Below are 24702 nucleotides of genomic sequence, written 5' to 3' on the forward strand. Positions count from 1 at the left end.
CACGCAGCGTCGGCACCCAGACATCCGCCGGGAAGTCCATGCTTCAGCTCGTCAAGCTTGCGCTGAGCAAGCCGTACACCTTTGTCGTGCTCGCGATCCTGATCCTGCTATCGGGCTCGATCGCGTGGGTGAAGACCCCGACGGATATCTTCCCGGACATCAAGATCCCGGTGATCGCCGCCGTGTGGACCTATCGCGGCCTGCCGCCGCAGGACATGTCCGGCCGCGTCGTCTATTATTACGAGCGGCAGCTCTCCACGACGGTCAACGACATCGACCATATCGAGAGCCAGTCGCTGAACGGCATCGGCATCGTGAAGATCTTCTTCCGCCCCGGCGTCGACATCCGCACCGCGACCGCGCAGGTGACGTCCGTCTCGCAAACGGTGCTGAAGCAGATGCCGCCGGGCATCACGCCGCCGCTGATCCTGAACTACAACGCCTCGACCGTGCCGATCCTTCAGCTCGCGCTGTCCTCGAAGGACCTGTCGGAGCAGAAAATCTTCGATCTCGGGCAGAACTTCATCCGCCCGTCGCTCGCCTCGGTGCAGGGCGCCGCCATCCCGTCGCCTTATGGCGGCAAGGAGCGCCAGATCCAGATCGATCTGAACCCGGCCGCCCTTCAGGCCCGCAAGCTGTCTGCCACTGATGTCGGCCTGGCGCTCGCCGCGCAGAACCAGATCGTCCCGGCGGGCACCACCAAGATCGGCCAGTACGAGTACAACGTCCGCCTCAACAACAGCCCTGAGGTGGTGGACGACCTCAACAACCTGCCGATCAGGACGGTGGACGACACCACCGTTTATATGCGCGACGTCGCCCATGTCCGCGACGGCTCGCCGCCGCAACGCAACGAGGTGCGCGTTGATGGCGGCCGCGCCGTGCTGATGACGGTGCTGAAGTCGGGCTCGGCCTCCACCATCGCGATCGTCGATCAGGTGAAGGCGCTGCTGCCCAAGCTCAAGGAAACGTTGCCGCCGAGCCTCCATGTCCAGCCGCTATCGGACCAGTCGCTGTTCGTGAAGGCGGCGGTGTCGGGCGTGATCCGCGAGGGCGTGATCGCCGCCGCGCTCACCTCGCTGATGATCCTGCTGTTCCTCGGCTCGTGGCGCTCGACCGTCATCATCGCCGCCTCGATCCCGCTGGCCATCCTCGCGGCGGTGGCCGGGCTGTCGGTGGTAGGCGAGACACTCAACATCATGACGCTGGGCGGGCTCGCGCTCGCGGTCGGCATCCTCGTCGACGACGCGACCGTCACCATCGAGAACATCAACTGGCATCTGGAGCAGGGCAAGGCCGTCCGCCAGTCGATCCTCGACGGCGCGGAGCAGATCGTCCGCCCGGCCTTCGTCTCGCTGCTCTGCATCTGCATCGCCTTCGTGCCGATGTTCTTCCTGCCGGGCGTCGCGGGCTTCCTGTTCGCGCCGATGGCGAAGGCGGTGGTGTTCGCGATGATCGCGAGCTTCATCCTGTCGCGCACGCTGGTGCCGACGATGGGCAACTACCTGCTCCGCGACCATGCGACCGAGCACACCGCCGAGATCATGGCGAGTCATGACGCGATGGCGGGCCGCCCGAAGAGCCGCAATCCGTTCCGCCGCTTCCAGCAGGGCTTCGAGGTCCGCTTCGAGAAGGTGCGGGCTTATTATCTGGCGATCCTCGACTTCGCGCTGGCGCGGCGGCGGGCGTTCGTGCCGGCCTTCCTCGCCGTCGTGCTGTTGTCCTTCGCGTTGATCCCGCTGCTGGGGCGCAACTTCTTCCCGACCGTCGATTCCGGCCAGATCAATCTCCACGTCCGCGCGCCGGTTGGCACCCGGATCGAGGAGACGGCGGCGTTGTTCGATCATATCGAGGATCGCATCCGCGGCACGATCCCGGCGGACGAGCTGGGCTCGATCGTCGACAATATCGGCCTGCCGGTGTCGGGCATCAACCGGGCCTATTCCAACACCGGCGGCGTCGGCCCGCAGGACGGCGACATCCTCATCACGCTGACCAAGGATCACCATCCGACCGCCGGCTATGTGAGGGCGCTGCGCAAGGCGCTGCCGGATGCCTTCCCCGGATCGACCTTCTCCTTCCTGCCCGCCGACATCATCAGCCAGATCCTGAACTTCGGCGCGCCGGCGCCGGTCGACGTGATGGTCACGGGGCCGAACGTGAAGGCCAACGAGGCCTATGCCCATGAGCTGGTCGAGAAGATGGGCCATGTCGCGGGCATCGCCGACGTCCGCCTCCAGCAGGCGAGCGACTATCCCGAGCTGGCCTTCGATGTGGACCGCACGCAGGCCGACCGGCTCGGCATCACCGAGAACGACGTGACGCACAGCCTTGCGGTCAACCTCGCGGGCAGCTTCCAGATCGCCCCGGCCTTCTGGCTGAACCCGAAGAACGGCGTCTCCTACCCGATCGTCGTCCAGACCCCGCAATATCGCACCGACACGATGGCGGCGATGAACAACATCCCCGTCACCGGCTCCAAGCCGGGCGATTTCCAGGTGCTGGGCGCGCTGGGCACGATCCATCGCGAGCCGTCGCCGGCGGTGATCTCGCACTATGCGGTGCAGCCGGCTTATGACGTCTACGCCGCGACGCAGGGCCGCGATCTGGGCGCGGTGGCGGGCGACATCCAGAAGATCCTCGACGCCACCAGGGGTGATCTCCCCAAGGGCGCGACCGTCGCGCTCCACGGGCAGGTCGAGACGATGAACACCGCCTTCACCGGGCTGATCCTCGGCCTGCTCGGTGCAATCGTGCTGATCTACCTGCTGATCGTCGTGAACTTCCAGAGCTGGGTCGATCCGGCGGTGATCGTCTCGGCGCTCCCGGCGGCGCTGGCGGGGATCGTGTGGATGCTGTTCGCGACGCACACGCCGCTCTCGGTGCCGGCGCTGACGGGCGCGATCATGTGCATGGGCGTCGCCACCGCCAACTCGGTGCTGGTGGTGAGCTTCGCCCGCGAGCGGCTGGAGGCTGTCGGCGACGCGATGAAGGCGGCGGCCGAGGCGGGCGCCACCCGTTTCCGCCCGGTGCTGATGACCGCGCTCGCGATGATCATCGGCATGGCCCCGATGGCGCTCGGGCTGGGCGAGGGCGGCGAGCAGAACGCGCCGCTCGGCCGCGCAGTCATCGGCGGTCTGATCTGCGCCACCATCGCCACGCTCGTCTTCGTGCCCGTCGTCTTCTCGATCGCCCACCGCAAGCATCGTCCCGCCGACGAGCCCGCGGCCGGCATCGCTCCCGAAGGTTTGGTCTATGCAGAATGAAGCCGTTTCCCATGCCCCGGCCGCACCGCGGGGGTTGAAGATCACCGGCGTCGTGGCGGCCGTCGTCGCGGCGGGCGTGGTCGTGGCGGGCGTCGTCAGCCGGTCGAGCGACGCGCATGAGGCGCAGCACTGGTCCGACGCGCGATCGGTGCCGACCGTCCATCTCGTCGCGGTGAAGACTTCGGCCGCGTCCGACGGGCTGACGCTGCCCGGCACGATGGAGGCATGGAACGCGGCGCGGCTCTATGCGCGCGTCGGCGGCTATGTGAAGGGCTGGTACAAGGATATCGGCGCCGACGTGCCCGCCGGCACGCCGCTCGGCTCGATCGAGACGCCGGAGCTGGACCAGCAGATCGCGCAGGCCCGCGCCGCGCTCGCCAGCGCGCGCGCCGATGCCGCGCTTGCTAGGTCGACGGCGGCGCGGTGGAACGATCTGCTGGCGTCCGCCTCGGTCTCCAAGCAGGAAGCGGACGAGAAGAACGGCAATCTCGCCTCCAAGAATGCCGACGTTCAGGGCGCGGAGGCCAATCTCAACCGGCTGCTCGCGCAGAAGGCCTACGCTACCGTCCGTGCGCCCTTCGCCGGCGTGGTGACGGCGCGCAACGCGGACATCGGCGATCTCGTCGGGCCGGGCGCGAGCAACCAGCAGCCGATGTTCGCTGTCGCCGACGTGCACCGCATCCGCCTCTATGTGAACGTGCCGCAGGCCTATTCCGCGGCGATGCGGCCGGGGCTGGGCGCGACGCTCGGCGTGCCCGACTATCCGGGACGCAGCTTCGACGCGCATGTGATCGGCACCTCGGGCGCGATCGACAGCCGGACGGGCACCTTGCAGGTCCAACTCGTCGCGGAGAACCCCGGCGAGGTGCTCAAGCCCGGCGGCTATGCGCAGGTGAAGTTCGCGGTGCCGGGGCAGGCGGGGACGGTGACGATCCCGTCGAGCACGCTCGTCTTCCGCGCGGCCGGCACGCAGGTGGCGATGGTCGGGCCGGGTGATCGCATCCGTCTCCAGCCGGTGACGCTCGGCCGCGATCTGGGCGGCACGGTGGAGGTGGTGTCGGGCCTCGCGTCCGCTGCGCGTATCGTCGACAATCCGCCGGACTCGATCGCACAAGGCGAGCTGGTCCGCGTCGGCGAGGGTGGCCGTGGCTAAGCGTCGTCGCCTTGTCGCGGGGCTGATGCTGGCGGGCCTGGGGGGCTGCTCCTTCGCACCGGCCTATCATCCGCCATCCGCCCCGGCACCCGTCGCCTACAAGGAGCAGGGGCCGTGGGCGCCCGCCGAACCCGCCAGCCTCTCGGCCGCAGGCGACTGGTGGACGCTGTTCGGCGATGCCACGCTCGACGGCCTCGAACAGCGCATCGGCACCGGCAACCCGACGCTGGCCGGCGCGCTCGGCCGCTATGACGAGGCGAGCGCCTATCTGCGCGAGGCGCGGGCGGGGCTCTTCCCCCATATCGGCCTCGACGCGGACATCACGCGCAACCGCCAGTCCGACAACCGCCCGTTGCGCGGCTCCAACCAGCCGGATCTCTATCCCGCCGACACGGTGGGCGGCGAGGCGGGCTATGAACTCGATCTGTGGGGCCGGGTGCGCAACTCCGTCGCCGCCGGGCGCGCCGAGGCCGAGGCGAGCGCCGACGATCTCGCCGCCATCCGCCTCAGCCTTCAGGGGCAGCTCGCCTCCGGCTATATCGCGCTGCGTGGCTATGATCGGCAGATCGGCCTGCTTTCCGCCACCGTCGATGCCTATGCCAAGGCCGATGCAATGACGCGCCGCCGCTTCGCGGGCGGCATCGCGACGGGCATCGAGACGGGCCAGTCGGGCGCCCAGCTCGCCGAGGCGCAGGCCCAGCTCGCCGACCTGCGCAACGCCCGCGCGCTGACCGAGCATGCCATCGCCAGCCTCGTCGGCACGCCCGCGTCGGACTTCTCGATCAAGGCTGCGTCGACCAGCCTGACCTTGCCGCAGATTCCAGCCGGCCTGCCCTCGACGCTGCTCCAGCGCCGGCCCGACGTCGCCGCCGCCGAGCGCCGCATGTATGCCGCCAACCGCGAGATCGGCGTAGCGCGGGCGGCCTTCTTCCCCTCCATCTCGCTGAGCGGGCAGGGAGGCTTCCAGAACACCGGCCTGCCGGGGCTGTTCACCGCCCCCAACATCTTCTGGTCGGTCGGGCCGAGCGCGGTGCTCAACCTGTTCGACGGCGGCCGCCGTCGCGCGCAGGTCGCCGTCGCGCGGGCCAACTGGACGCAGGCCACGGCGGACTATCGCGGTCATGTCCTGAAGGCGTTTCAGGATGTCGAGGACGGTCTCTCCCAGCTCCACCATCTGGGCGACGAGGCGGTGGCCGAGGATCAGGCCGTGACCCAGGCCGCGCAGGCCGAGCGGCTGTCGCTCAACCGCTATGTGAAGGGCGCGGTCGACTATCTCGACGTCGTGACCGCGCAGACCACGGCGCTGCGCACCCGCCGTCAGGCGATCCAGCTCGAGACGCTCCGCCTTCAGGCGAGCGTCGGCCTCGTCAAGGCGCTGGGTGGCGGCTGGCAGGGCGGTGCCCAGACCGCCGGCACGCAGACATCCCCTTCCCGCACGACCCTTTCGACAGGAGCATGACGATGCCGAACCCCTCCGCCCTGCTGGGCCTCGCCTGCGCGCTCGCCTGCTCGTCGGTGGCGGTTGCGCACGTCCCCGTGCCCGGCTTCGGGGAATTGGAGGGCGGCTATGCGAAAAGCGGCGGGACGGGTGAGGCCCAGCGCCGCCTTGCCGAAGCGATCCCGGTGGGTATGGGCGTCGGCGACGCGCAGGCGATGCTTGTCGGTGCCGGCGCCACATGCCGGAGCGAGCATCGCGCGCCTGATGTGCGGCACTGCCTCTTCCACCAATATTCGCTGGCGGATGGCGCGGCGGATGACATTCGCTGGGCGGTCCGCCTCGATGCTCCGGGTGGCCGTGTACGGACGGTCTCGGTCGATCGTTCCGTCGACCGGCATGGTCCGAACTGACCCGGACGCCGATATTCGCCGTGAGTTTCGCCACCACCGGTCCAGGGACCGGCGGTGACGAGACCTCGCCGATGAGCGGATCGGCGACCCAGCATATGGGGCCGAACGCACGGGGAATGGCGGGGTTAAGGCCATGCCGGCGTCCGTTCGGCCCGCTGATGATGCGGTCATGGCGTTGGGCTGGCTAATGAAATGAATTTCACTCCCCTCGCCACGAAGTCGTACCGTGTCGACGGGGACATATTCGGCCATCCGGCATTAACATTCGTCTGGTGCAGGCAGGGACGAGGCGGGATGGCGGGGAAGATGCACGGGATTTCCGGATCGGTTCATCCTGCGGCAGACTGCGGCGCTCCTCGCGGGCGCCGCGTGCCGTTGCCGGTGGCATCGCAATGATCTTTGCCGAGAGCATCGCGCTGGGGCCGATTCTGCCGGTCGACCTGCCGACCCTGTTTCAGTGGGCGGACAACCCGGACACGGCCCAGTTCAACGAGCCTTATCATCCGCCCAACTGGCAGCGGCAGGAGGCATTCTGGCTCAATACAGAGGAGGATCGCAGCCGCGTCTTCTTCGCCATACGATCGCGGGAGACGACCGACATCGTCGGTTATGTGCAGATCATGCAGATCCACGCGATCCATCGATCCGCGGTTCTCGGCGTCCTGATCGGCCATCCTCGCGATCGCGGAAAGGGCAAGGGGCGCGAGGCGCTGGGGCTGGCCGTCCGCTATTGCTGGAGCCATCTCAATCTCAGCCGGCTGGCGCTGAGCGTCTTCGCCGGCAATGATCGCGCCCTGGGGCTCTATAAGGCGCTCGGCTTTCGGGAAGAGGGCCGGTTGCACCACGCCTATTTCATCGATGGACGGTGGACCGACGTGATCCTGATGGGATTGCTCCGCCCCGATCGCGCGTAACGATCACGACCTCTTCTCCTGCCTCAGGCCCTGCTCGATCCAGTCAGCCGCCTCCAGACCGCTTTTCCAGGCGCCGTGGGCCGTGGAGAAATCCGTGGCGGAGCAAGCCTCGCCGGCGAAGCACAGCCGCTCGTTGACCGGGGTGCGGAGCACCCTTCGGGCATCGGCGCGGCCGGGCAGGGCATGGCTGTAGGAGCCGCCGATCGTGGGCTCATGCGCCCAGCGCGTCGCCCTGATCGGCGTCAGGCCCCGCGCGAAATCGGCGCCGAGCAGGTTGCGCAGCTCCTCGATCGCGAAGGCGGCCGCAGCGGCCTCGCCCTCATTCTCCAGGGCCTGCGCATGGGCGCCGCCGAGGAAGGTCTCGATCACGGGTCGGCCCAGCGGCCGGATATAGTGGCTGCCGGTCGCCGCGCGATCCAGCCGCCCCAGCAGATGCGACTCCGGCGGCACCGAATCCGGGTCGGCGATGGACAGGAACAGCTTGTCGGCCAGCCCGAGCGGCAGGCCGGCGGCGGCATGGAGATGATCGTCCACCGCCGGGGCGAAGCGGATCGCGCCGCGCGCGAGCATGGTGGTCGGCACCGCCACGATCGCGGCGCGGGCGACGATCGGCCCGCCATCGGTCTCCAGCGTCACGTCCCGGCCCTGGACGATCGAGGTCACGCGGGTGCCGAGCGCGATGGGCAGTCCGTGGGCGAGCGATATGATGAACGCCCCATAGCCGCCGGGCAGGCGCCAGTTATTCTCGCTGGCCGCGTCGTCATAAGCGAGGAAGTCAGCGACCGAGAGCCGCTCCAGCTCGGTTCCGTTCATGAAGCTGCTCAACCCGTCGATGAACGGCCGCCAGCGGCCTGCGGCGGCGAGTGCATCTCCGGCCCGGTCGCTCGGCGGCGGCTCGCGACGCAAGGCTTCTCCGAAGCGCTCATAGGCGGCCCAGGCGTCCTGCTGCTCCCTGGCCGGGATGCCGAGATCGCGGAGCTGCTTGTGCCAGGCGCTCTTCCGCCGATCGAGGGGCTCGCCCCTTGCGTCCGCCAGCGCGGCGAGGGGGTTGCGCTCAGCGGAGTGGAGCCAGCCGCAGCCCAGATCGAGCGGCATGCCCGCGATCATGTCCGTGTGCGCCCGCCCGCCGAGCCGGGGAAGGGCCTCGATCAGCAGGATCGAGCGGCCATGCGACGCGAGCCTTCGTGCGGCCGCGATGCCAGCCGCGCCGGCGCCGACGATGGCGACATCCACCCGATCGCTCATGCTGAAGCCACCTCGCCACCCGTCTTCCTGCATCGAGCTTCCATGATGGCGATTTCGGCGCCGATTGCGATACGGTTGAGACATGGACGGCCATGTCGCGTTCCGGTTCGACCTCCACCGCGACCAACGGCTCCTCCCCCCTCGCCAGTCGCGGCGATTATAAGGGCAGGGGCTTCCCTCCAACAATGCTCAAGAAGGCTGAGTGCCCGCTCAGGCCGCCACCGGCGTGCTGCCCGCCGCCTGCGGCGGAAGGCCCTGCTCGATCATGCGGCGCCAGTTGGGGATCGTCACCGCCGAGAGATATTCGCGCTGCATTTCGGCGCTGAGCACCTCCACCATCTGGCAGCCTTCGATCCAGATCTCGACGACCCTGAACTTGCCGCCCCGGTGGCAGATCTTGGCCGGCCAGTTCTCGCGCCGCGCGATCGCCAGCACCTGCCCGGCCTCCAGCGACGTCGCCATCGCGAAGTGGGTGCTGCCGAACCGGCGCCGTTCGCCTTCGATGCCGATGGCGTCCGCCTCCCCCTCGGCCGGGTGCAGCTCGGTGCCGCGCGGATAGACCTCGATCATGGTCGCGCGATCGTCGCCGGCGAAGGCCACCCAGGAGCCGATTCCCACGGGCGGAAATGGCATGGCGGTGCCGCCCCAGAACTCCGCGAGCACCTCGGCGACATGGCTCGGATGATCGGCCTCGATCGAGACGTGAAAGAGCATGATCTTCTCCATTCGGTGGGACGCGCGCGCCGATGGGCGGCGCTGCTGTCGCCAGTGAGCAAAGCCGTGTGCGCCCGTGCCGTCGCGCTCCGTTCGGCGGGGCCGCCGCTTTCGTCGACGAAAATCCGGTGAGGGTGGTCCCGAGAGGTGCCTCGATCCGATCCTGCATCTTGGTCGCAGCCGCGATCATGTTCGTCGCACCGACGCGGCGCCCGCCGGCCCGGTCGCACCCGGGCCGACAGGCGGGGCGTGGATCGCCAGATGCATCCGGGACGACGCCGGCAATGGGCCCGCGCGGAATCCGACGATGGCAGATATGGCGCATTACGATCCCCGTCTTTCGATCGAGCATCCCCGGCTCAGCACGGCATCGCTGGTGGTGCGGACCACGACGCTGGGCCGGCTGGAACGCGATATCGTGTGGCTGTCGCGGTCGGACCCGCGCTCCAGCCTGCGCCCACCCCATTTTCTCGATCGCCTGGCCGAGCGCCTCTTCGGCATCCGGCGGACCAATCCGCTGGCCGATACCCGTCTCGAGGCGTTGCGCCGATATGCGGTGCTGCTGCGCCACGAGGGCCGGATCGGCGAGGAGGAGCATCGGCTTCTGGAGAGCGGCTTCACGCCCGAGCAGTTGGGCGACGTGCGGCGTCTCGTCGCCGCCGGGTGGACGCGGCCGCTCACGACCGCCATTCGGCGCCGCTACATCGCGCTCGCCTGCCTGGTGTTCGCGGTCGAGGTCGGCCTCTATCGTCTCTGCGCGGCCTATCTGAACGACGGCCTGCTGGGGCTGGTCGGCGCGCTGCTGCCGCTCCTGTCGGCGACGCCGCTCGTCACCTTCTTCCGCCGCGACCGGAAGGTCGTGCCGGCGAGGCCCTGACGGCCGGGCTCAGCCGAGGCCGAGCGCCGTCTCCACCGCGGCGACATAGCTCGGCCCGACCTGCACGCTGGTGCCGTCGGTGAGCACGAGGGTCGTGCTTCGGTCGGCCCGCCGGATTTCCGTCACCTTGCTGGGGCGGACGAAGGCGGAGCGGTGGACGCGGATCAGCGGCGTCGCCGCCAGCTTCTCTTCCAGCGCCGACATCGTGATCCGCAGCATGTAGCTGCGCATCTCGGTGTGGAGCAGAACATAGTCGCGCGCGGCCTCGATCCAGTCGATGCAATCGATCGGCACGCGCCGCTGGCCATGCCGCTCGGGCACCCAGATTTCGGGCTCGCCGGCAGCCGTGGCGCGCTCCGCCCGCAGGCTTTCCATCTCGCTTTCGAGCATGCCGACGCGTTGGGCGTCCCTCTGGAGCTGACGGCGGCGGCGGGCGCGATCGGTCGCCTGGCGCAGCCGGTCGAAGCGGACGGGCTTCAGGATATAGTCGGCCGCCTCCAGATCGAAGGCATCGGGGGCATAATGCTCGTGCGCCGTGATGAAGACGATCTCCGGCCGGGGATCGACGCTGATCTGCGCCGCCGTCCACAATCCGTTGCGGCCGGGCATCTGGACGTCGAGGATGACGAGATCGGGCTTCAGCTCGTTGATCCGGGCGAGCGCGGTTTCCCCGTCGCCCGCCTGCCCGACGATCTCGACGTCGTCGATGTCGCCGAACAGCACCGTCAGCCGGTCGAGCGCCAGCGATTCGTCGTCCACGAGCAGCACCCTCATCGGGCAACCTCCCGGTCATGCGGTTCATAGTGTATCGGCAGCCGCAGCGTGACGATATTATCCTGATGGCGGCCATCGAGGAGAGGGCTGGCGCCTCTCCCGTAGAGCGCCCCCAGCCTCGGCCCGATGCATTGGTTCGCCATGTCGAGCAGCCGCGGCGCGCTCCCCAGATCATGGGAGACGTCGACGTGCAGGGCCTCGCCGTCCGCCCATGCCGCGATCATGATGCGCACGCCGCCGGCATTCGAGGTGGCGAAAGCGGTCTCCACCAGCTTCTCGACCAGCGGCTGGATGAGCAGGGGCGGCATGAGCAGCCCCGCCGCAGCGGGATCGCACGCGATGCTGACGCGGACGCGCTCCCCGAAGCGGAGATGCTCGATCCCGGCATAATGCTCGACGGTCGCCAGCTCCTCCTCGACCGGGATCGGCGTCATCGCCTCATGGTTGAAGGAAGCGCGGAGGAAGGCCGAAAGCCTCTCGACGAGGAGATCGGCCTCCTCGTTGCGGCGCGTGACGACCATCGCGGAGATCGCGTTCAGCGTGTTGAAGAGGAAATGCGGGTTGAGCTTGAAACGCAGCGCGGCAAGTTCGGCCTGCTGCTGCGTGGCCAATATGTCGGCGAAGCGGCGTTCCTCGGCACCGCTCCTGCGGCGCGAACAGGCGAACTGGAACAGGGCGAGGTTCACCCCGAAGACGCTGATATAGTTGATCATCGCACCATAGCCGCGCGCCAGATCACGCGGCAGCGCCTCCCAATGCGCTTCCAGATTGTGGGCGACCCAGGCGGTGAAGAGCAGGTCGAAGATCGACTGGATGATCGCGATCACCAGCACGGCCCCCACGAGCAGCGGGACACGGAGGGCGAGAGGCTGGCCGATCGTCGTGCGGAACAGCCAGAAGATCGGCATCGCGAACAGCATCGACACGAAGACGGTCGACCCGTCGAGCGCGACGCTGACGGCTCCCTCGCCGGAATGGCGCTCGATGATGATGGGAAGGTAGATCAGCAGCACGAACAGCCAGAGCGCGATCGTGACGCCGGCCGCGTCGCTCCAGCGCGCCGGGTCGCGCCCGTCGTCTTGATCGAACGGCGTCGCGACGATCCGCGAGGGCGCCTCTCGGGGGAATTCCATCCGCTCTGTCAAACGCAGCGGGCGGCAGGGCACCAATGCGGCGGGACGAAGCCGACGAGCTGCGCGACGAAATTGTCGCGGGCGCCCTAGCCGAAGGTGAAGCTGTAGGCCTCCACGCCCGGATCGAGGAACTCGATGGCGAACAGATGGTCCGCCGCCGTGCTCTTCAGGCGGACGAGCTGGTAGAGCCGCTGCCCGTCGACCATGCCGTTGCCGGCGGCGTCGATGTCGGTGCCATGATCCTCGCCCGGCGCCTTGCTGTCGATGGTGACGCGGAAGCGGATGGGGCGCCCGTCCGCGCCCGGCCCCAGCACCAGATGCAGGTCGCGCGCGTGGAAGCGATAGAGGATGCGGCCGCCGGCCCTGTCCAGCGTCGCATGTTCGGCACCGACCGTCCACGCGCCCGCCAGGCCCCACTCGTTGAGCCCGGCCGGGTGCGCGTCATAGACGGTGGGCTGCCCGCGCACCGTTTCCGGCTGCGAGACGGAGCGCTCCGCCCGCGCATATCCGATATAGGTCTCAGGCGAGGCCACATCGTCGCTGGCGACCGCCTCGACGCCCTTGCCGGCGTCCGTCACCATGCCGCCGAAGCTCTTGCCGGGATGCGCCTCGGCGAGGAGCTGCTGGATGATCCGCTCGGACCCGGCATAGTCGCCTTCGCCGAAATGATGGTGGCGGATGCGGCCCTTCGCATCGATGAAATAATGCGCCGGCCAGTAGTGATTGTCGAAGGCGCGCCAGATCGCGTAATTGTTGTCCACCGCCACCGGATAGTCGATGCCCAGATCGCGGACGGCCTTGCGGACGTTGGCGACGTCCTTCTCGAAGGCGAACTCCGGCGCGTGGACGCCGATCACCACCAGCCCGTCGGCGCGATACTTGTCGGCCCACGCCTTCACATAAGGCAGCGAGCGCAGGCAGTTGATGCAGCTATAGGTCCAGAAGTCGACCAGCACGACCTTGCCCTTGAGCGCCTCCGCGCTCAGCGGTGGCGAGTTGAGCCAGGTCACCGCGCCGTCGAGCGGAGGCATTGCGCCTTCGTCGGCGAGGTCGCTGCGCTCCGTTTTGTCCGCCATCTGGAAGCGGTCGAGCAGGCCCTGCTCGACGCCGTTGGTGCCGGCGAGCGAGGCGCGCGACAGGAAGCCGGTGTCGACGCCCAGAGCGATCACCGCCACCGCCACCAGCACCGCCGCGCCGATCGCGCGCCGCACCCACTCGCCGAGCCCAAGCGAGCGCTTCATCGCCTTGAACAGCCGCCCGCCGATCAGCAGCGCCATGCCAAGCGAGGTCGCCGCCCCCAGCGCATAGGCGAGGAGCAGCAGGCTCGTCCCCACGCTCGCGCCCTGAAGCGCGGCGCCGGTCAGCACCAGGCCGAGGATCGGCCCCGCGCAGGGCGCCCAGAGCAGGCCCGTGGCGATGCCGAGCAGCAGGGATGCGCCCAGCCCCGACCCTTGCGCATCCGCCCGCTGGGAAAGCCGCGCGCCGAAGCCGACCAGCGGCCGCATCAGCCGGTCCGCGAAGGTGGGCAAGAGCAATGTCAGGCCGAACAGCGCGAGCAGCACCAGCGCCACGGCCCGGCCATATTGGTTGGCCTCCACCGCCCAGCCGCCGCCCAGCGCCGCCAGCGTGGCGATGGCCATGAACATCAGCGCCATGCCGACGAGCATGGGCAGGCCGTTGGTCAGGAACGGCCGATCCGCCCGCGCGAACACGAAGGGGAGAACCGGCAGGATGCACGGGCTGATGATGGTCAGGGCGCCGCCGAGATAGGCGATGATGTAAAGCAGCACGGATGGGGTCTCTTGTCAGCGGAACCTGACTCATTTTCGTGCAAGAGGGGGCTGAGGTTACAGCGAGGGCTCATGACAGACATGCCGACCGCCGATGAGGAGCGCGAACGCCACCGGAAGCTGATCGCCGCCGAGGCGAGCGCGCTGGTGCTGCTCGATGCGATCGAAGCGGAGGGGCTCATCGCGCCCGGACGCAGCGAGCGCGAGGTGGAGCAGGATATCCTTCGTCTCGCGGAGGAGCGGTTCGGTGTGGAGAAGCACTGGCACAAGCGGATCGTGCGCGCCGGCGCCAACACGCTGGCCATCGCGGGCGACAATCCGCCGATCCGCATCATCGGCGAGGACGACATGGTGTTCGTCGATCTCGGGCCGGTGTTCGAGGAGTGGGAGGCGGATGTCGGCCGGAGCTATGCGGTGGGCGGCGATCCGCGCAAGGAGGCGCTGGTCGCGGCACTGCCCGTCCAGTTCGAGGCGGTGAAGCGCCATTTCCTGGAGCGGCCGGACATCAGCGGCGCGGACCTTTATGCCTTCGCCTGCCGATCGGCGGAGGGGGCGGGCTGGCGCTTCGGGGGTGCGATCGCAGGCCATCTCGTCGGCGAATTTCCCCACGCCCGCTGGCCCGGCATCAAGCATCACGGCCATATCCGCCCCGAAAACCCGACGAGGATGCGCGATCGGGACGGTTTCGGCCGCGAGCGGCACTGGATCCTGGAAATCCACCTCCTGTCGCCCGACGGCGCGTTCGGCGGCTTCTACGAGCGGCTGCTCCTCGGCGCCTGAGCGGCCGCTCAGACGAGGACCGGGGAGGCCATGTGATCCTCCGCGCCGAAGACACGCAGGTAGCGCGCGATCTCGGCGGGATCGCCCGTTGCCTTGGCCGGGTTGTCGGAGAGCTTCACGGCGGGGCGGCCATTGGCGCTCGTCACCTTGCAGACGAGGGATATCGGCTCGAGCCCCGCCGAGCCGTCCGGGTCGCAGCCGCGGAAATCGTTGGTGAGATTGGTGCCCCAGCCGAAGCTCAGGCGCACCCGCCCGTGGAAATGGCGATAGGTCTCTTCGATCGTGTCGATGTCCATCCCGTCGGAGAAGATGAGCAGCTTGTCCTTCGGGTCGCGGCCGCGCTCCCGCCACCAGCGGATGATCTGCTCGCCGCCTTCGATCGGAGGCGCGCTGTCGGGCCGAAAGCCGGTCCAGTCGGCGACCCAGTCCGGGGCGTCCTTCAGGAAGGCGGTGGTGCCGAAGGCATCGGGCAACACGATCAGCAGGTTCCCGTTATAGTGCTGCCGCCATTCCTCCAGCACCTGATAGGGCGCGCGGGCGAGCGCCCCGTCTCCCTCGGCGAGCGCCGCGGCGACCATCGGCAGCTCATGCGCATTGGTGCCGATCGCCTCCAAGTCGGCATCCATGGCGAGCAGCACGTTGGACGTGCCGATGAAGCGCCGGCCGAGGCCTTCCTTCAGCGCCTCGACACACCAGCGCTGCCACAGGAAGCCATGCCGCCGCCGCGTGCCGAAATCCGAGAGCACGAGATCGGGCAGATCGCGCAGCCGCTCGACCTTCTCCCACAGCTTGGCCTTGGCGCGGGCATAGAGCACGTCGAGCGCGAACTTGCCTTTGTCGCGCATCGCGGCGCGCGAGCGGAGTTCGTTGATGATGGCGAGCGCCGGGATCTCCCACATGGTCGTGTGGGTCCACGGGCCTTCGAAGCGCAGCTCATACTGGCCGTCGACCCTGCGCAACTCATAGTCGGGCAGGCGGAAGTCGGCGAGCCAGGCGATGAAGTCGGGGCTGAACATCTGCTGCCGCCCGTAGAAGCTGTTGCCGGCGAGCCAGATCAGTTCCTTCTTCGAGAAGCGCACCGTGCGGGCATGGTCGAGCTGGGCGCGGAGTTCGCCCTCGTCGATGATGTCGGCGAGCCGGACCGATTTCGTGCGGTTGATGAGCGAGAAGGTCGCCTGCACGTCCGGGTGGATGTGACGGATCATCTGCAACATCAGCAGCTTGTAGAAATCGGTGTCGAGCAGACTGCGGACGATCGGGTCCAGCCGGAAATTATGGTTGTAGGTGCGGGTCGCGATGTCGGTGACAGCCATGGCGTGACTCTTAGCGGATCATGTCATGGAAGGAACGGTGGCTCCGCGGCGGGAAGCGTGAAGGTGAAACGGGCGCCCGTCCGGCCGTTGTCGGCGGCGATGTGCCCGCCATGGGCCTCGATGATGGTGCGGCAGATCGACAGGCCGATGCCGAGGCCGTTCGGCTTGGTCGTCACGAAGCTGTCGAACAGCCTGTCCGCCAGATCGGGCGGAATGCCCGGCCCGCTGTCCTCGATCTCGACCGCCACGCCGCCGCCCGCAGGTGCGGTGGCGCGGATCGTGAGCCGCCGGTCCTGCACGCCATGCTGCCCCATCGCCTGCTGCGCATTGACGGCGAGGTTGATCAGCACCTGCTGAAGCTCGGTCCGGTTGCCGTCGATGAGCGGTATCCGTGGGGCGGCGTCGAAGGTGACGCGAACGTCGTGCGCGTGCAGGTCGCGGCGGAGGAAATCCAGCGTCTCGGCGATCACGTCGCCCACCGCCAGCCGCTCGCGCCCGGCGGACTGGCGGGTCGCCATGCTGCGGATGTGGCGGATCACATCGGCCGCGCGCCGTGCATCGGCCACCATGCGGGAGGCCAGCTCGCGCGCTTCCCCGACATTGGGCTCGGCGCGGCTGAGCCATCTCAGGCTTGCCTCGCCATTGGTCGCGATCGCGGCGAGAGGCTGGTTGACCTCATGGGCGATCGACGCGGTCAGTTCGCCCAGCGTGGCGACACGCGCGGCATGGATATAGTCCGCCTGGATCTGCTGGAGCCTGCGCTCCGCGTTGAGCCGGTCGGTGATGTCGAGCACCCCGAGCGTGACGACACCGCGCTTGCGCGTGTCGGGCGACCAGGCGACCGTGAACATCACGTCGAGGCGGTTGCCGTGATGATCGATAAGCGCGGTTTCGCGCACGAAGCTCGGCTGCTTTTCCAGCGTCGCTACGAGGGAGTCGACGAACACCGGATAGTTTTCCTCCGGCCAGTAGCGCGCGGTGCCATGGCCGACGATCTCGTCCTTCGCGGCGGCGCCGAACATCTCCAGCGTCTTGGCGTTCACGTCGAGCACGCGCGTCGCCTCCATCATCTCACGCACGAACGCCGGCCGTGTGGCGAGATAGGAGCGCAGGTCGGCCACGCCCTGATCGCGCAGCGGAAGGAACATCGCGCCGACGGCGTTGAAGTCGATCTCCCAGAACGACACCGCCATCGCCTCGAACAGGTTTCGGAAACGATATTCGCTGAGCCGGACCGCCTCCTCGTTGGCGTGCTGCTCCGTCACGTCGCGCCCGGTCTCGATGATCCGGCGCGGTGTGCCGTCCTCGCCGCGCTCGATCGACCAGCGCACCTCGATCCGCCTGTCGCGCCCATGCCTGTCGCGGCGGACGAGTTCGCCGGCCCATACGCCATGGGAGAACAGCTCGGCCTTGATCTGCTCCAGATGCTCGGGGGAGCGGCAGGGCAGCAGCTCGTCCAGCCGCCGGGTCAGCGCCTCGGCGCGCGACCAGCCATATTGCGCTTCCGCCGCCGCATTCCATTGCAGGATGGTGCCGTCCAACGCCCGGATGATGATGCTGTCGTGGACGAGATCCAGGATTTCCAGGGCGCCGTCCCCACCGGTTCCGTCCATGGCATGCTCTCGAGCCTGAAGGGCACCCATCATGCGCCGAGAGCGCGGTCCAGACAATCGAGCAGGGCCTGCATCTCGAACGGCTTGTGCAGGAGGCACAGCACGCCGTTCGCTTTCGCTTCCATGGCGCATTTCTCGTCGTCCCGCGCGGTGATGAGGATCACCGGCACGTCATCGCCGCGTTCGCGCAGCCGGCGCGTCATCGCGATCCCGTCCATCCTGGGCAGGTGAATGTCGGTGATGATGCAGGCGGTGGCGCCGTCCCGCTCGGCCAGGAACTCCTCCGCCGAGCCATAGCCGCGGGCTTCCTTCGCCATCGAACGGAGAAACCCGATCAGCGCGTTGCGGAGCGACTCATCGTCCTCGACAATCGAAATCACCTTTTCGGGCGGCACGGACAATAAATCCTGCATTACACATCCGACTAGACTGCCGCAGATGCGCGCCTTGTGCGATTATACGAGTGCCGTCCGCTAGTATACGAACGTATGGTCGGCGGCTCAGGGGCGCTTGATCTGGAGCGCCTCGGCCATGCGGACCAGATCGGGCAAGGTGCGTGCGCCCATCTTGCGCATGGCCGCGCCGCGATGGACCTTGACCGTGATCTCGCTGAGATCGAGATCCCCGGCGGCCTGCTTGTTGAGCCGCCCGGCGGTCACCAGCGCCATCACCTGCTGTTCCCGCGGCGACAGGCTATCGTAACGGTCCCGCAGCGCCTTGAGCGCGGCGCCGGCCTGGCGCGCCTGTCGGTCGTTATCGATCGCTGTCATCACGGCGTCGAGCATGTCCTGATCGCGGAACGGCTTGGGGAGGAAATCCACCGCGCCCGCCTTGATCCCGCGCACCGACATCGGGATGTCGCCATAGCCCGTCATGAAGACGACCGGCAGGCCGATGCCGAGGCTGGCGAGCTGATCCTGGAAATCGAGGCCGTTGATGCCGGGCAGACGCACGTCGAGCACCAGGCAGCCAGGCAGGTCGCCGCGATCAGCCTCGAGAAATTCGCGCGTCGATCCATAGCTGCCGACGACGAGGCCGACCGACCGGAACAGCGATTCCAGCGCAGCACGCAGCGATACATCGTCGTCGACGATGTAGACGATAGCCTGATCGCATTCCGCAGCCGTCGCCACAGGCCGATCTCCCCCGAAAGCGACTGGAAAATGCCATTGCCGGGCCGTTCCGGTCAATCGCATTGGATGCCGGGCGATCCACCCGAAGAGGCACGGCTCATCGGCCGCGTCTTTCGATGAAGCCTATGGCCCGGACGATGGGGGAGGGGGGGCTTGATCGTCCGGGCCGCCGAACTCAGCGCAGCGTCTTGAAGCTGGCGCGGAGTTCGGAAACGAAAAGGGCGGGCTGTTCCCAGGCGGCGAAATGGCCGCCTTTCGGCATCCGGTTATAATGGATGAGATTGGGATAGGCGTGCTCCGCCCAGCTGCGGGGCGCCGTGTAGATCTCATCCGGGAAGGCGCTGATCGCGGTCGGCAGTGTGATGCCCTTGGGCGCGAAGAAGGGGAGCTTGCTCTCCCAATAGAGGCGCGCTGAGGAAACGGCCGTGCCGGTCAGCCAGTAGAGGGTGATGTTGTCGAGAATGTCGTCGGGGGAGAGACCCTCCGGCTGCCCCGCGAAGGAGCGGGCGATCATCCGGTAGCTGCGGATATCGTGATCGAGCATCCATGCGGCGAGACCGATGGGCGAATCCTCCAGCGCATAGAGCGTCTGCGGGCGGTTCCCCATCTCCTGCGCGTAAGCGAGGCCATGCTTGTAGAAATCGTCGAGCTGCTTCCACGCATAGCTCTCGTCGGCCGAGAGGCCGGCGGGGGCAGGCTCGCCATATTGCAGCGCCCGCGCAATGTCGGCGGGCAGCGTCGCCGGCATGTTGGTATGGATGCCGATCAGCCCGGCGGGCTTCAGCAGCGCCATCTGCTCGGTGACGGCATTCCCCCAGTCGCCGCCCTGCGCCACATAGCGCTGGTAGCCGAGCCGGTTCATCAGCACGGTCCAGGCACGGGCGATGCGGATCGGGTCCCAGCCGAGTTCGGCCGGCTTGCCGGAGAAGCCGTGGCCCGGCAGCGACGGGATGACGACATGGAAGGCGTCGGCCGCGGTACCGCCATGCGCTTCCGGGTTGGTGAGAGGTTCGATGACCTTCATCTGCTCGATGATCGATCCCGGCCATCCGTGCGTGATGATGACCGGCAGCGCCTCCGCATGGCGCGAGCGGACGTGGATGAAGTGGATGTCGAGCCCGTCGATCTCGGTCATGAACTGCGGCAGCGCGTTCAGCCGCGCTTCGAGCCGGCGCCAGTCGTAGCCCGTCGCCCAGCGGCGGGCGAGCGTCTGCATGGTCGCGAGCCGGACACCCTGCGTATCGTCGGCAACCACCTCCCGCGAAGGCCAGCGTGTCGCGAGAATCCGCCGGCGGAGGTCCGACAGTGCCTCGTCGGGGAAATGGACCCGGAACGGGCGCAGCCCTTCGCCACCGGCCGGCAGCGCGGCTGTGGCGGATGCGTCGAACCCTCCGTTCGCCATCAAGAGGAGCGTGCCAGCCGATGCTGATGCAGCGATCATCTCGCGACGGCTGGGGCGCGACAATTCGGTTTCCACCTGTCATCTCCTGCTGCATGGGCGGGCGGAGCGATCCGTCCGGCAGAGCCGCTACTTGGATCGAAGAGAGGCGGGCTGCCAGTGTACCCTCGTATAATGATACTTAGGTATCATTGGACGCATGCAGCTAACGTAACTTCCTCCAGATGCTGGATATTTGGAAACTTATCCGCACGATTGATTTTGCATGCGCCTGCGGATTTCTTTCGAGACGGCGATGATAGGCCCGTTCAGCTTCCGGGTACGCGCGGATGTGCCCGGAGGGCCGCGCCGAAGCCGGAGCAGCCCTCCTGTCGCCCGAGAGCGCTTCAGCGTGCCTTGGCGCCGGCCGAGAAGCGGAAGGTGATGTGGTTGGTGTAGGCCTGCCCCGGATCGAGGCGGACCGAGCCGAACGCCGGATGGTTGGGCGTGTCCGGGAACATCTGCGGTTCCAGCACGATGGCATCGCCCTCGCGATAGATATGGCCGGACTTGCCGGTGATCGTGCCGTCGAGGAAGTTGCCCGAATAGAACTGGATGCCCGGCTGCTCGGAGAGCACCTCCATCACGCGGCCCGAGACCGGATCTTCCACGCGCGCCATCACGCGCGGCGCGGCCGCCGCCTTGCGGCTCACCACCCAGTTGTGGTCGTAGCCCCGGCCATAGCGGATCTGCACGTCCGAGGCGTCGCGCACGCGGTCGTTGATCGCGGCCGGCTTGCGGAAGTCGAACACCGTGCCGGCTACCTTGCGGAACTCGCCGGTGGGGATCGCGGTGGCGTCGGTCGGGCTATATTCCTCGGCCGGGATGGTGAGGAGTTCGCCCAGCGCTCCCCGTGCGGAGCCCTCGCCGGCGAGGTTCCAGTAGGTGTGGTTGGAGAGGTTCACCACGGTCGGCTTGTCGGTGGTGGCGCGATAGTCGACCGAAAGATCGCCCTTCTCGTTGAGCGAGTAGGTGGCCGTGGTGGTGAGCGTGCCGGGATAGCCCTGATCGCCGTCCGGGCTCACATAGCGCAGCACCACCTTGGCGACCGGCCCGGAGGAGACGGACACGACCTCCCACACCACCTTGTCGAAGCCCTTGGTGCCGCCATGGAGCGAGTTCGGCCCGTCGTTGACCGGCACCTGATAGGCCTTGCCGTCGAGCGTGAATCGGCCCCTGGCGATGCGATTGGCGACGCGGCCGACGGTCGAGCCGAAATAGCTGGGCTTGTCGAGATAACCCTTCAGGTCGGCATAGCCGAGCACCACGTCCGCCTTGCGGCCCCTCGCATCCGGCACGATGACCGACTGCACCGAGGCGCCGAGCGTGAGCACGGTGGCGCTCATGCCGCTGGCGCTGGTCATGGTCAGCGCCTCGACGGGCTGGGCGTCGGGCATGGTGCCGAAGACGTGGCGCGACACCGTCACCGCGAGCGCGGGGCTGGACAGGGGGGTGGCGATACAGCCCAGCATCGCCAGCGTTCGAAGTCTCATCACACTCCCTCTCATTCTGTTTTCGGCGCCCGCCTGTCCGTTGGACGCGGCCCCACCATCCCGGAAGGCGGTGACAATTGCACCCCATTGCTTGGCGGTCGATGTCGATCATCGAGCCCGAGTCGAGGCAGTCGAGCGCTGGCGAGAGGATTCAGGCGGCCGAAATCAGGCCGGCTGGTCGGCCTGAAAGAAGCGTGCAGGGAGCGGAATGCTGTTTGGGCACGCGTGGCCACGAGGCAGGCGGACGCGTACCGCGCCCGCGCCCTCCATAGGGGGCCGCCGTGACGCGGCCCCCGCTGGTCAATCCGTCACAGGCTTCGGCGGCCGCTGACGAGCTGGACGATCACGACGATGATCGCGACCACCAGCAGCAGGTGAATCAGGCCGCCCGCGACGTGGAAGGCGGTGAAGCCCAGCAGCCACAGAATGACGAGGATGACGGCGATCGTCCAAAGCATCCAATCTCTCCCGTATTATGATTGCGGGAGCCAACCCTTCGCCGCGCGGCGAGTTCCGCGGCGAAGGGTTGGTGCGTCCGATCAATCGGCGGCGCGGAAGCCGTCGATCCACGCCTTGAGCGTCGCGATCACCAGCGGCAGCGCGCCGAACAGGATGAACACCACGTCGCCGGGCATCCGCATCCATTCGAGGAAGCGCGCCTCGGCCCCGCCCGTATAATCGAGGCTGCGGGCATGCCAGTAGCCGGACTGGGTGACATCCCACACCTGCATCACGCCGCCGGGGAAAAGGCTCAGCACCACCATCAGCGCGAGGCCGATGTTCGCACCCCAGAAGCTCGTCTTGATGAAGGGCTCGATCTTCGCCCAGCGCTCCTCGTCGCTGGTCTGGCGCAGCACGAAGCTGGTCAGCGCGATCGCGAGCATCCCGAACACGCCCATCATCGCGGCATGGCCGTGGTTGGGCGTGAGGATGGTGCCGACCTCGAAATAGCTGACGATCGGCAGGTTGATGAGGAAGCCGAAGACGCCCGCCCCGCAGAAGTTCCAGAAGCCGGTCGCCATCAGGAAGTAGAAGGTCCATTTGTGCGGCAGGTTGATCGGCTTGCCGCAGGCGTCGCACTCTCGGCGCGTGGTGCGCACGAAGTCCCACGCATCGAGGGTGAGCAGCGTCAGCGGCACCACCTCCAGCGCCGAGAACATCGCCGAGAGCGCCATGTTCACGTTGGTCTGGCCGGTGAAGTACCAGTGATGCCCGGTACCCATCAGGCCGCCGAGGAAATAGAGGATGGCGTCGAGATAGATGACGCGCAGCGCCGTGTTCCGCGCGGTCAGCCCGAGCTGGTAGAAGAGCAGCGCCACCGTCGTGGTCGCGAAGAATTCGAAGAACCCCTCGACCCACAGGTGGATGATCCAGAAGCGCCAGGTGTCGACCACCGTGAAGTTGGTCTTGGCGCCGTAGAAGAGCGCGGGGACGTAGAACACCGGAATGGCGAGCGCCGCCAGCAGGAAGAGCCGCGCCAGCGGGCGGGCGTTGCTGTCGGGGACGGAGCCCGGTCGCACCGTGTAGAGCAGCAGCGCGAACCAGGCGAACAGCCCCGCCACCAGCAGATATTGCCAGAAGCGGCCGATCTCCAGGAACTCCCAGCCCTGATTGCCGAGCAGGAACCACCAGCGACCGAGCAACCCCGTCATCCCCGCCCACTCGCCGAGCATGCTCGCGCCGATCACCACCGCGAAGGCGCCGAAGATCAGGTTGATGGCCAGCGTGAAGCCCTTGGGCTCGGCGTCGCGCAACGAGCGACCGAGGAAGAGCGCGGCCGCCACATAAGCGGTGGCGATCCAGAAGATGGCGGTCTGGAGGTGCCACGTCCGCATCAGGTTGCTGGGGAAGATGCGTTCGAGCTGGAAGCCGTAGAAGTCGCCCGGCTCCGCCCGATAATGGGCGGTGGCGCCGCCGACGAGCGTCTGCACGAGGAAGAGCAGCGCCACCACGACGAAGAACTTCACCAGCGCACGCTGGCCCTGGCTGGCGGCGCCGGGGATCAGGTGCGGGTGGACATGCGAACGGTTGCTGATCCAGCCGAGATGCTCATAGCGGCCGAAGGCGAGCAGCACGGTGGCGATGCCGCCGAGCAGCATGATGAGGCTAAGCCCGCTCCACAGGAGCGCGCCGCCCGTCGGCGTGTTGCCGACGAAGGGATCGAAGGGGAAGTTGTTGGTGTAGGAATAGGTCGTCCCCGGCCGCCGCGCGACCGACGCCCATGCCGCCCAGCTAATGAAGGCGGAGAATTGGCGCAGCTCGGTCGGGTCGGTGATGAGGTCGGCCTTGAGGCCGCCATTCTTCGCCGGATCGTGGAAATAGGCCTGCCAATAGGGGATTTGCTGGCGATAGGAGGCCGCTTCGGGGGCGGTCAGCGTCAGCGTGTCGGTGGCGGGGTCGAAGCGGTTGGTCTTGAGCGCCTCGGCGGTGGCACCACGGATCGCGCTCTGCCGGACGGCGTCGAGCGCGGCATAGTCCTGCCCATATTGCTGCCGGGCCATGGCGTCGGCCGTGTCGAGACCGAAGCGATGCAGCGCGGCCGCCCCATAATCCGGGCCGAGATAGGCGCCGTGGCCCCAGACCGAGCCATTGTCCATCAGGCCGTATTTGAGGAAGATCTCCTGCCCTGCGCCGATATCGTCACGTGTGAAGAGCAGTTGCCCGCGATCGTCCACCACCTGCGCGGGCGTGGGCGGCGCGTTGCGATAAGACAGCATGGTCACGCCGATCAGGCCGGCGAAACCGATGATCATCACGATCAGGACGGTTCGCACCCACCAGGGCGAGAGAGGCGGGTCGGTAACGTCTGCCTCGGCCGGGATGTCGACAATATGGCTCATATGCTCCTCGCGCTGGCTGTCTGTCGCAGCGAAGCCCAGACTAAAACAAAAGATGAAGATGTGATAGTGTAAGATGGGTGTCTGTATATCGCCCATCTGCATTATCATAGAGCGCTAGATGCTCATTCCATTTGGAGGAATGTATGCATCAAGATCGAGATGACGCATACAATAGCCTTTCCTGGATGGAGCCGACCAATGTCGGCTATCATATCCGGCCGGTCTTCTCTTGATGTGTTCGGGCGTCTCTTGTCGGAAATTGCCATAATCCGACCGCCGCCGGCCGATCATGGAGCGGAGCAGCCAGCGGGAATTTTCCAATCCCCGAAGTGGGTTATGAATGGGGCGATCCCCAACCCGAGGATGATGGTTGGCGAT

At 67.5% G+C, this 24702-nt stretch carries 20 protein-coding genes; 7 read left to right on the forward strand and 13 right to left on the reverse strand.

The genetic code is table 11. The annotated features are described in order from the left end of the window. The first annotated feature begins 38 nt into the window (after positions 1-38). The 5 genes from ST3T6A_RS19810 (at position 39) to ST3T6A_RS0109745 (ending at position 7181) form a co-directional block, all read left to right on the forward strand. Positions 39-3266: an efflux RND transporter permease subunit gene (locus ST3T6A_RS19810; protein WP_019832723.1), complete on the forward strand. Its 3228-nt coding sequence runs from the start codon at positions 39-41 to the stop codon at positions 3264-3266. Then, the gene (locus tag ST3T6A_RS0109730; RefSeq protein WP_026359578.1) at positions 3256-4419 is read left to right on the forward strand and encodes an efflux RND transporter periplasmic adaptor subunit; all 1164 of its coding nucleotides are present in this window, start codon (positions 3256-3258) and stop codon (positions 4417-4419) included. The genes ST3T6A_RS19810 and ST3T6A_RS0109730 overlap by 11 nt, the downstream gene beginning before the upstream one ends. A gap of 25 nt (positions 4420-4444) precedes the next feature. Then, on the forward strand, positions 4445-5878 hold the full coding sequence (locus ST3T6A_RS0109735; protein ID WP_019832725.1) for an efflux transporter outer membrane subunit: 1434 nt from the start codon (positions 4445-4447) through the stop codon (positions 5876-5878). 2 nt (positions 5879-5880) lie between these two features. Then, positions 5881-6267 (forward strand): hypothetical protein, encoded by a 387-nt coding sequence (locus tag ST3T6A_RS0109740; RefSeq protein ID WP_037538200.1) that lies wholly within the window; start codon positions 5881-5883, stop codon positions 6265-6267. Positions 6268-6659: 392 nt separating this feature from the next. Beyond that, positions 6660-7181, forward strand: a complete 522-nt coding sequence (locus ST3T6A_RS0109745) for a GNAT family N-acetyltransferase (protein ID WP_019832727.1) — start codon at positions 6660-6662, stop codon at positions 7179-7181. A gap of 3 nt (positions 7182-7184) precedes the next feature. On the opposite strand, the gene ST3T6A_RS0109750 is transcribed toward ST3T6A_RS0109745, so the two are convergent. After that, a complete protein-coding gene (locus ST3T6A_RS0109750; RefSeq protein ID WP_026359580.1) occupies positions 7185-8426 on the reverse strand; it encodes a flavin monoamine oxidase family protein in 1242 nt (413 codons plus the stop codon). A 210-nt stretch (positions 8427-8636) separates the two neighbouring features. Further along, positions 8637-9140 (reverse strand): hypothetical protein, encoded by a 504-nt coding sequence (locus ST3T6A_RS0109755; RefSeq protein ID WP_019832729.1) that lies wholly within the window; start codon positions 9138-9140, stop codon positions 8637-8639. Between the two features lie 307 nt (positions 9141-9447). Between ST3T6A_RS0109755 and ST3T6A_RS20835 the strand changes: the two genes are divergently transcribed. Continuing rightward, positions 9448-10017 carry a hypothetical protein gene (locus tag ST3T6A_RS20835; RefSeq protein WP_157602696.1) on the forward strand — a complete coding sequence of 190 codons (570 nt, stop codon included), beginning with the start codon at positions 9448-9450 and terminating at the stop codon, positions 10015-10017. A gap of 9 nt (positions 10018-10026) precedes the next feature. Here ST3T6A_RS20835 and ST3T6A_RS0109765 read toward each other — a convergent pair whose 3' ends face one another. The 3 genes from ST3T6A_RS0109765 to ST3T6A_RS0109775 form a co-directional block, all read right to left on the reverse strand. Beyond that, complete coding sequence (locus ST3T6A_RS0109765) at positions 10027-10791, reverse strand: LytR/AlgR family response regulator transcription factor (protein ID WP_019832731.1); 765 nt, start codon at positions 10789-10791, stop codon at positions 10027-10029. Continuing rightward, the gene (locus tag ST3T6A_RS20840; protein WP_019832732.1) at positions 10788-11924 is read right to left on the reverse strand and encodes a sensor histidine kinase; all 1137 of its coding nucleotides are present in this window, start codon (positions 11922-11924) and stop codon (positions 10788-10790) included. The genes ST3T6A_RS0109765 and ST3T6A_RS20840 overlap by 4 nt, the downstream gene beginning before the upstream one ends. An 86-nt stretch (positions 11925-12010) precedes the next feature. Then, entirely contained in the window at positions 12011-13714 is a 1704-nt protein-coding gene (locus tag ST3T6A_RS0109775; RefSeq protein ID WP_019832733.1) for a cytochrome c biogenesis protein DipZ, read from the reverse strand. Between the two features lie 72 nt (positions 13715-13786). Here ST3T6A_RS0109775 and ST3T6A_RS0109780 point away from each other — a divergent pair, with 72 nt between their 5' ends. Beyond that, positions 13787-14494 carry a M24 family metallopeptidase gene (locus ST3T6A_RS0109780; RefSeq protein ID WP_019832734.1) on the forward strand — a complete coding sequence of 236 codons (708 nt, stop codon included), beginning with the start codon at positions 13787-13789 and terminating at the stop codon, positions 14492-14494. A gap of 8 nt (positions 14495-14502) precedes the next feature. Here the strand turns inward: ST3T6A_RS0109780 and pncB are convergent, their stop codons facing one another. The 8 genes from pncB to ST3T6A_RS0109820 form a co-directional block, all read right to left on the reverse strand. Then, positions 14503-15807, reverse strand: coding sequence for a nicotinate phosphoribosyltransferase (pncB, locus tag ST3T6A_RS0109785; RefSeq protein WP_019832735.1), 1305 nt, complete (start codon positions 15805-15807; stop codon positions 14503-14505). Between the two features lie 23 nt (positions 15808-15830). After that, positions 15831-17420, reverse strand: coding sequence for a sensor histidine kinase (locus ST3T6A_RS19825; protein ID WP_019832736.1), 1590 nt, complete (start codon positions 17418-17420; stop codon positions 15831-15833). Between the two features lie 29 nt (positions 17421-17449). Further along, positions 17450-17800: a response regulator transcription factor gene (locus tag ST3T6A_RS0109795; RefSeq protein WP_162140523.1), complete on the reverse strand. Its 351-nt coding sequence runs from the start codon at positions 17798-17800 to the stop codon at positions 17450-17452. A 120-nt stretch (positions 17801-17920) separates the two neighbouring features. After that, positions 17921-18553, reverse strand: a complete 633-nt coding sequence (locus tag ST3T6A_RS0109800; protein ID WP_019832738.1) for a response regulator transcription factor — start codon at positions 18551-18553, stop codon at positions 17921-17923. A gap of 175 nt (positions 18554-18728) precedes the next feature. Then, positions 18729-19955, reverse strand: coding sequence for an epoxide hydrolase family protein (locus tag ST3T6A_RS0109805; protein ID WP_235785766.1), 1227 nt, complete (start codon positions 19953-19955; stop codon positions 18729-18731). Positions 19956-20338: 383 nt separating this feature from the next. Continuing rightward, positions 20339-21484, reverse strand: a complete 1146-nt coding sequence (locus tag ST3T6A_RS0109810; protein ID WP_202804584.1) for an aldose epimerase family protein — start codon at positions 21482-21484, stop codon at positions 20339-20341. A 308-nt stretch (positions 21485-21792) separates the two neighbouring features. Continuing rightward, positions 21793-21942, reverse strand: a complete 150-nt coding sequence (locus ST3T6A_RS21470; RefSeq protein WP_019832741.1) for a lmo0937 family membrane protein — start codon at positions 21940-21942, stop codon at positions 21793-21795. Positions 21943-22023: 81 nt separating this feature from the next. Further along, positions 22024-24324 carry a nitric-oxide reductase large subunit gene (locus tag ST3T6A_RS0109820; protein ID WP_019832742.1) on the reverse strand — a complete coding sequence of 767 codons (2301 nt, stop codon included), beginning with the start codon at positions 24322-24324 and terminating at the stop codon, positions 22024-22026. Between the last annotated feature and the right edge of the window lie 378 nt (positions 24325-24702).

The sequence above is a fragment of the Sphingomonas sp. PR090111-T3T-6A genome (assembly GCF_000383095.1).
Classification (GTDB): Bacteria; Pseudomonadota; Alphaproteobacteria; order Sphingomonadales; family Sphingomonadaceae; genus Solisphingomonas.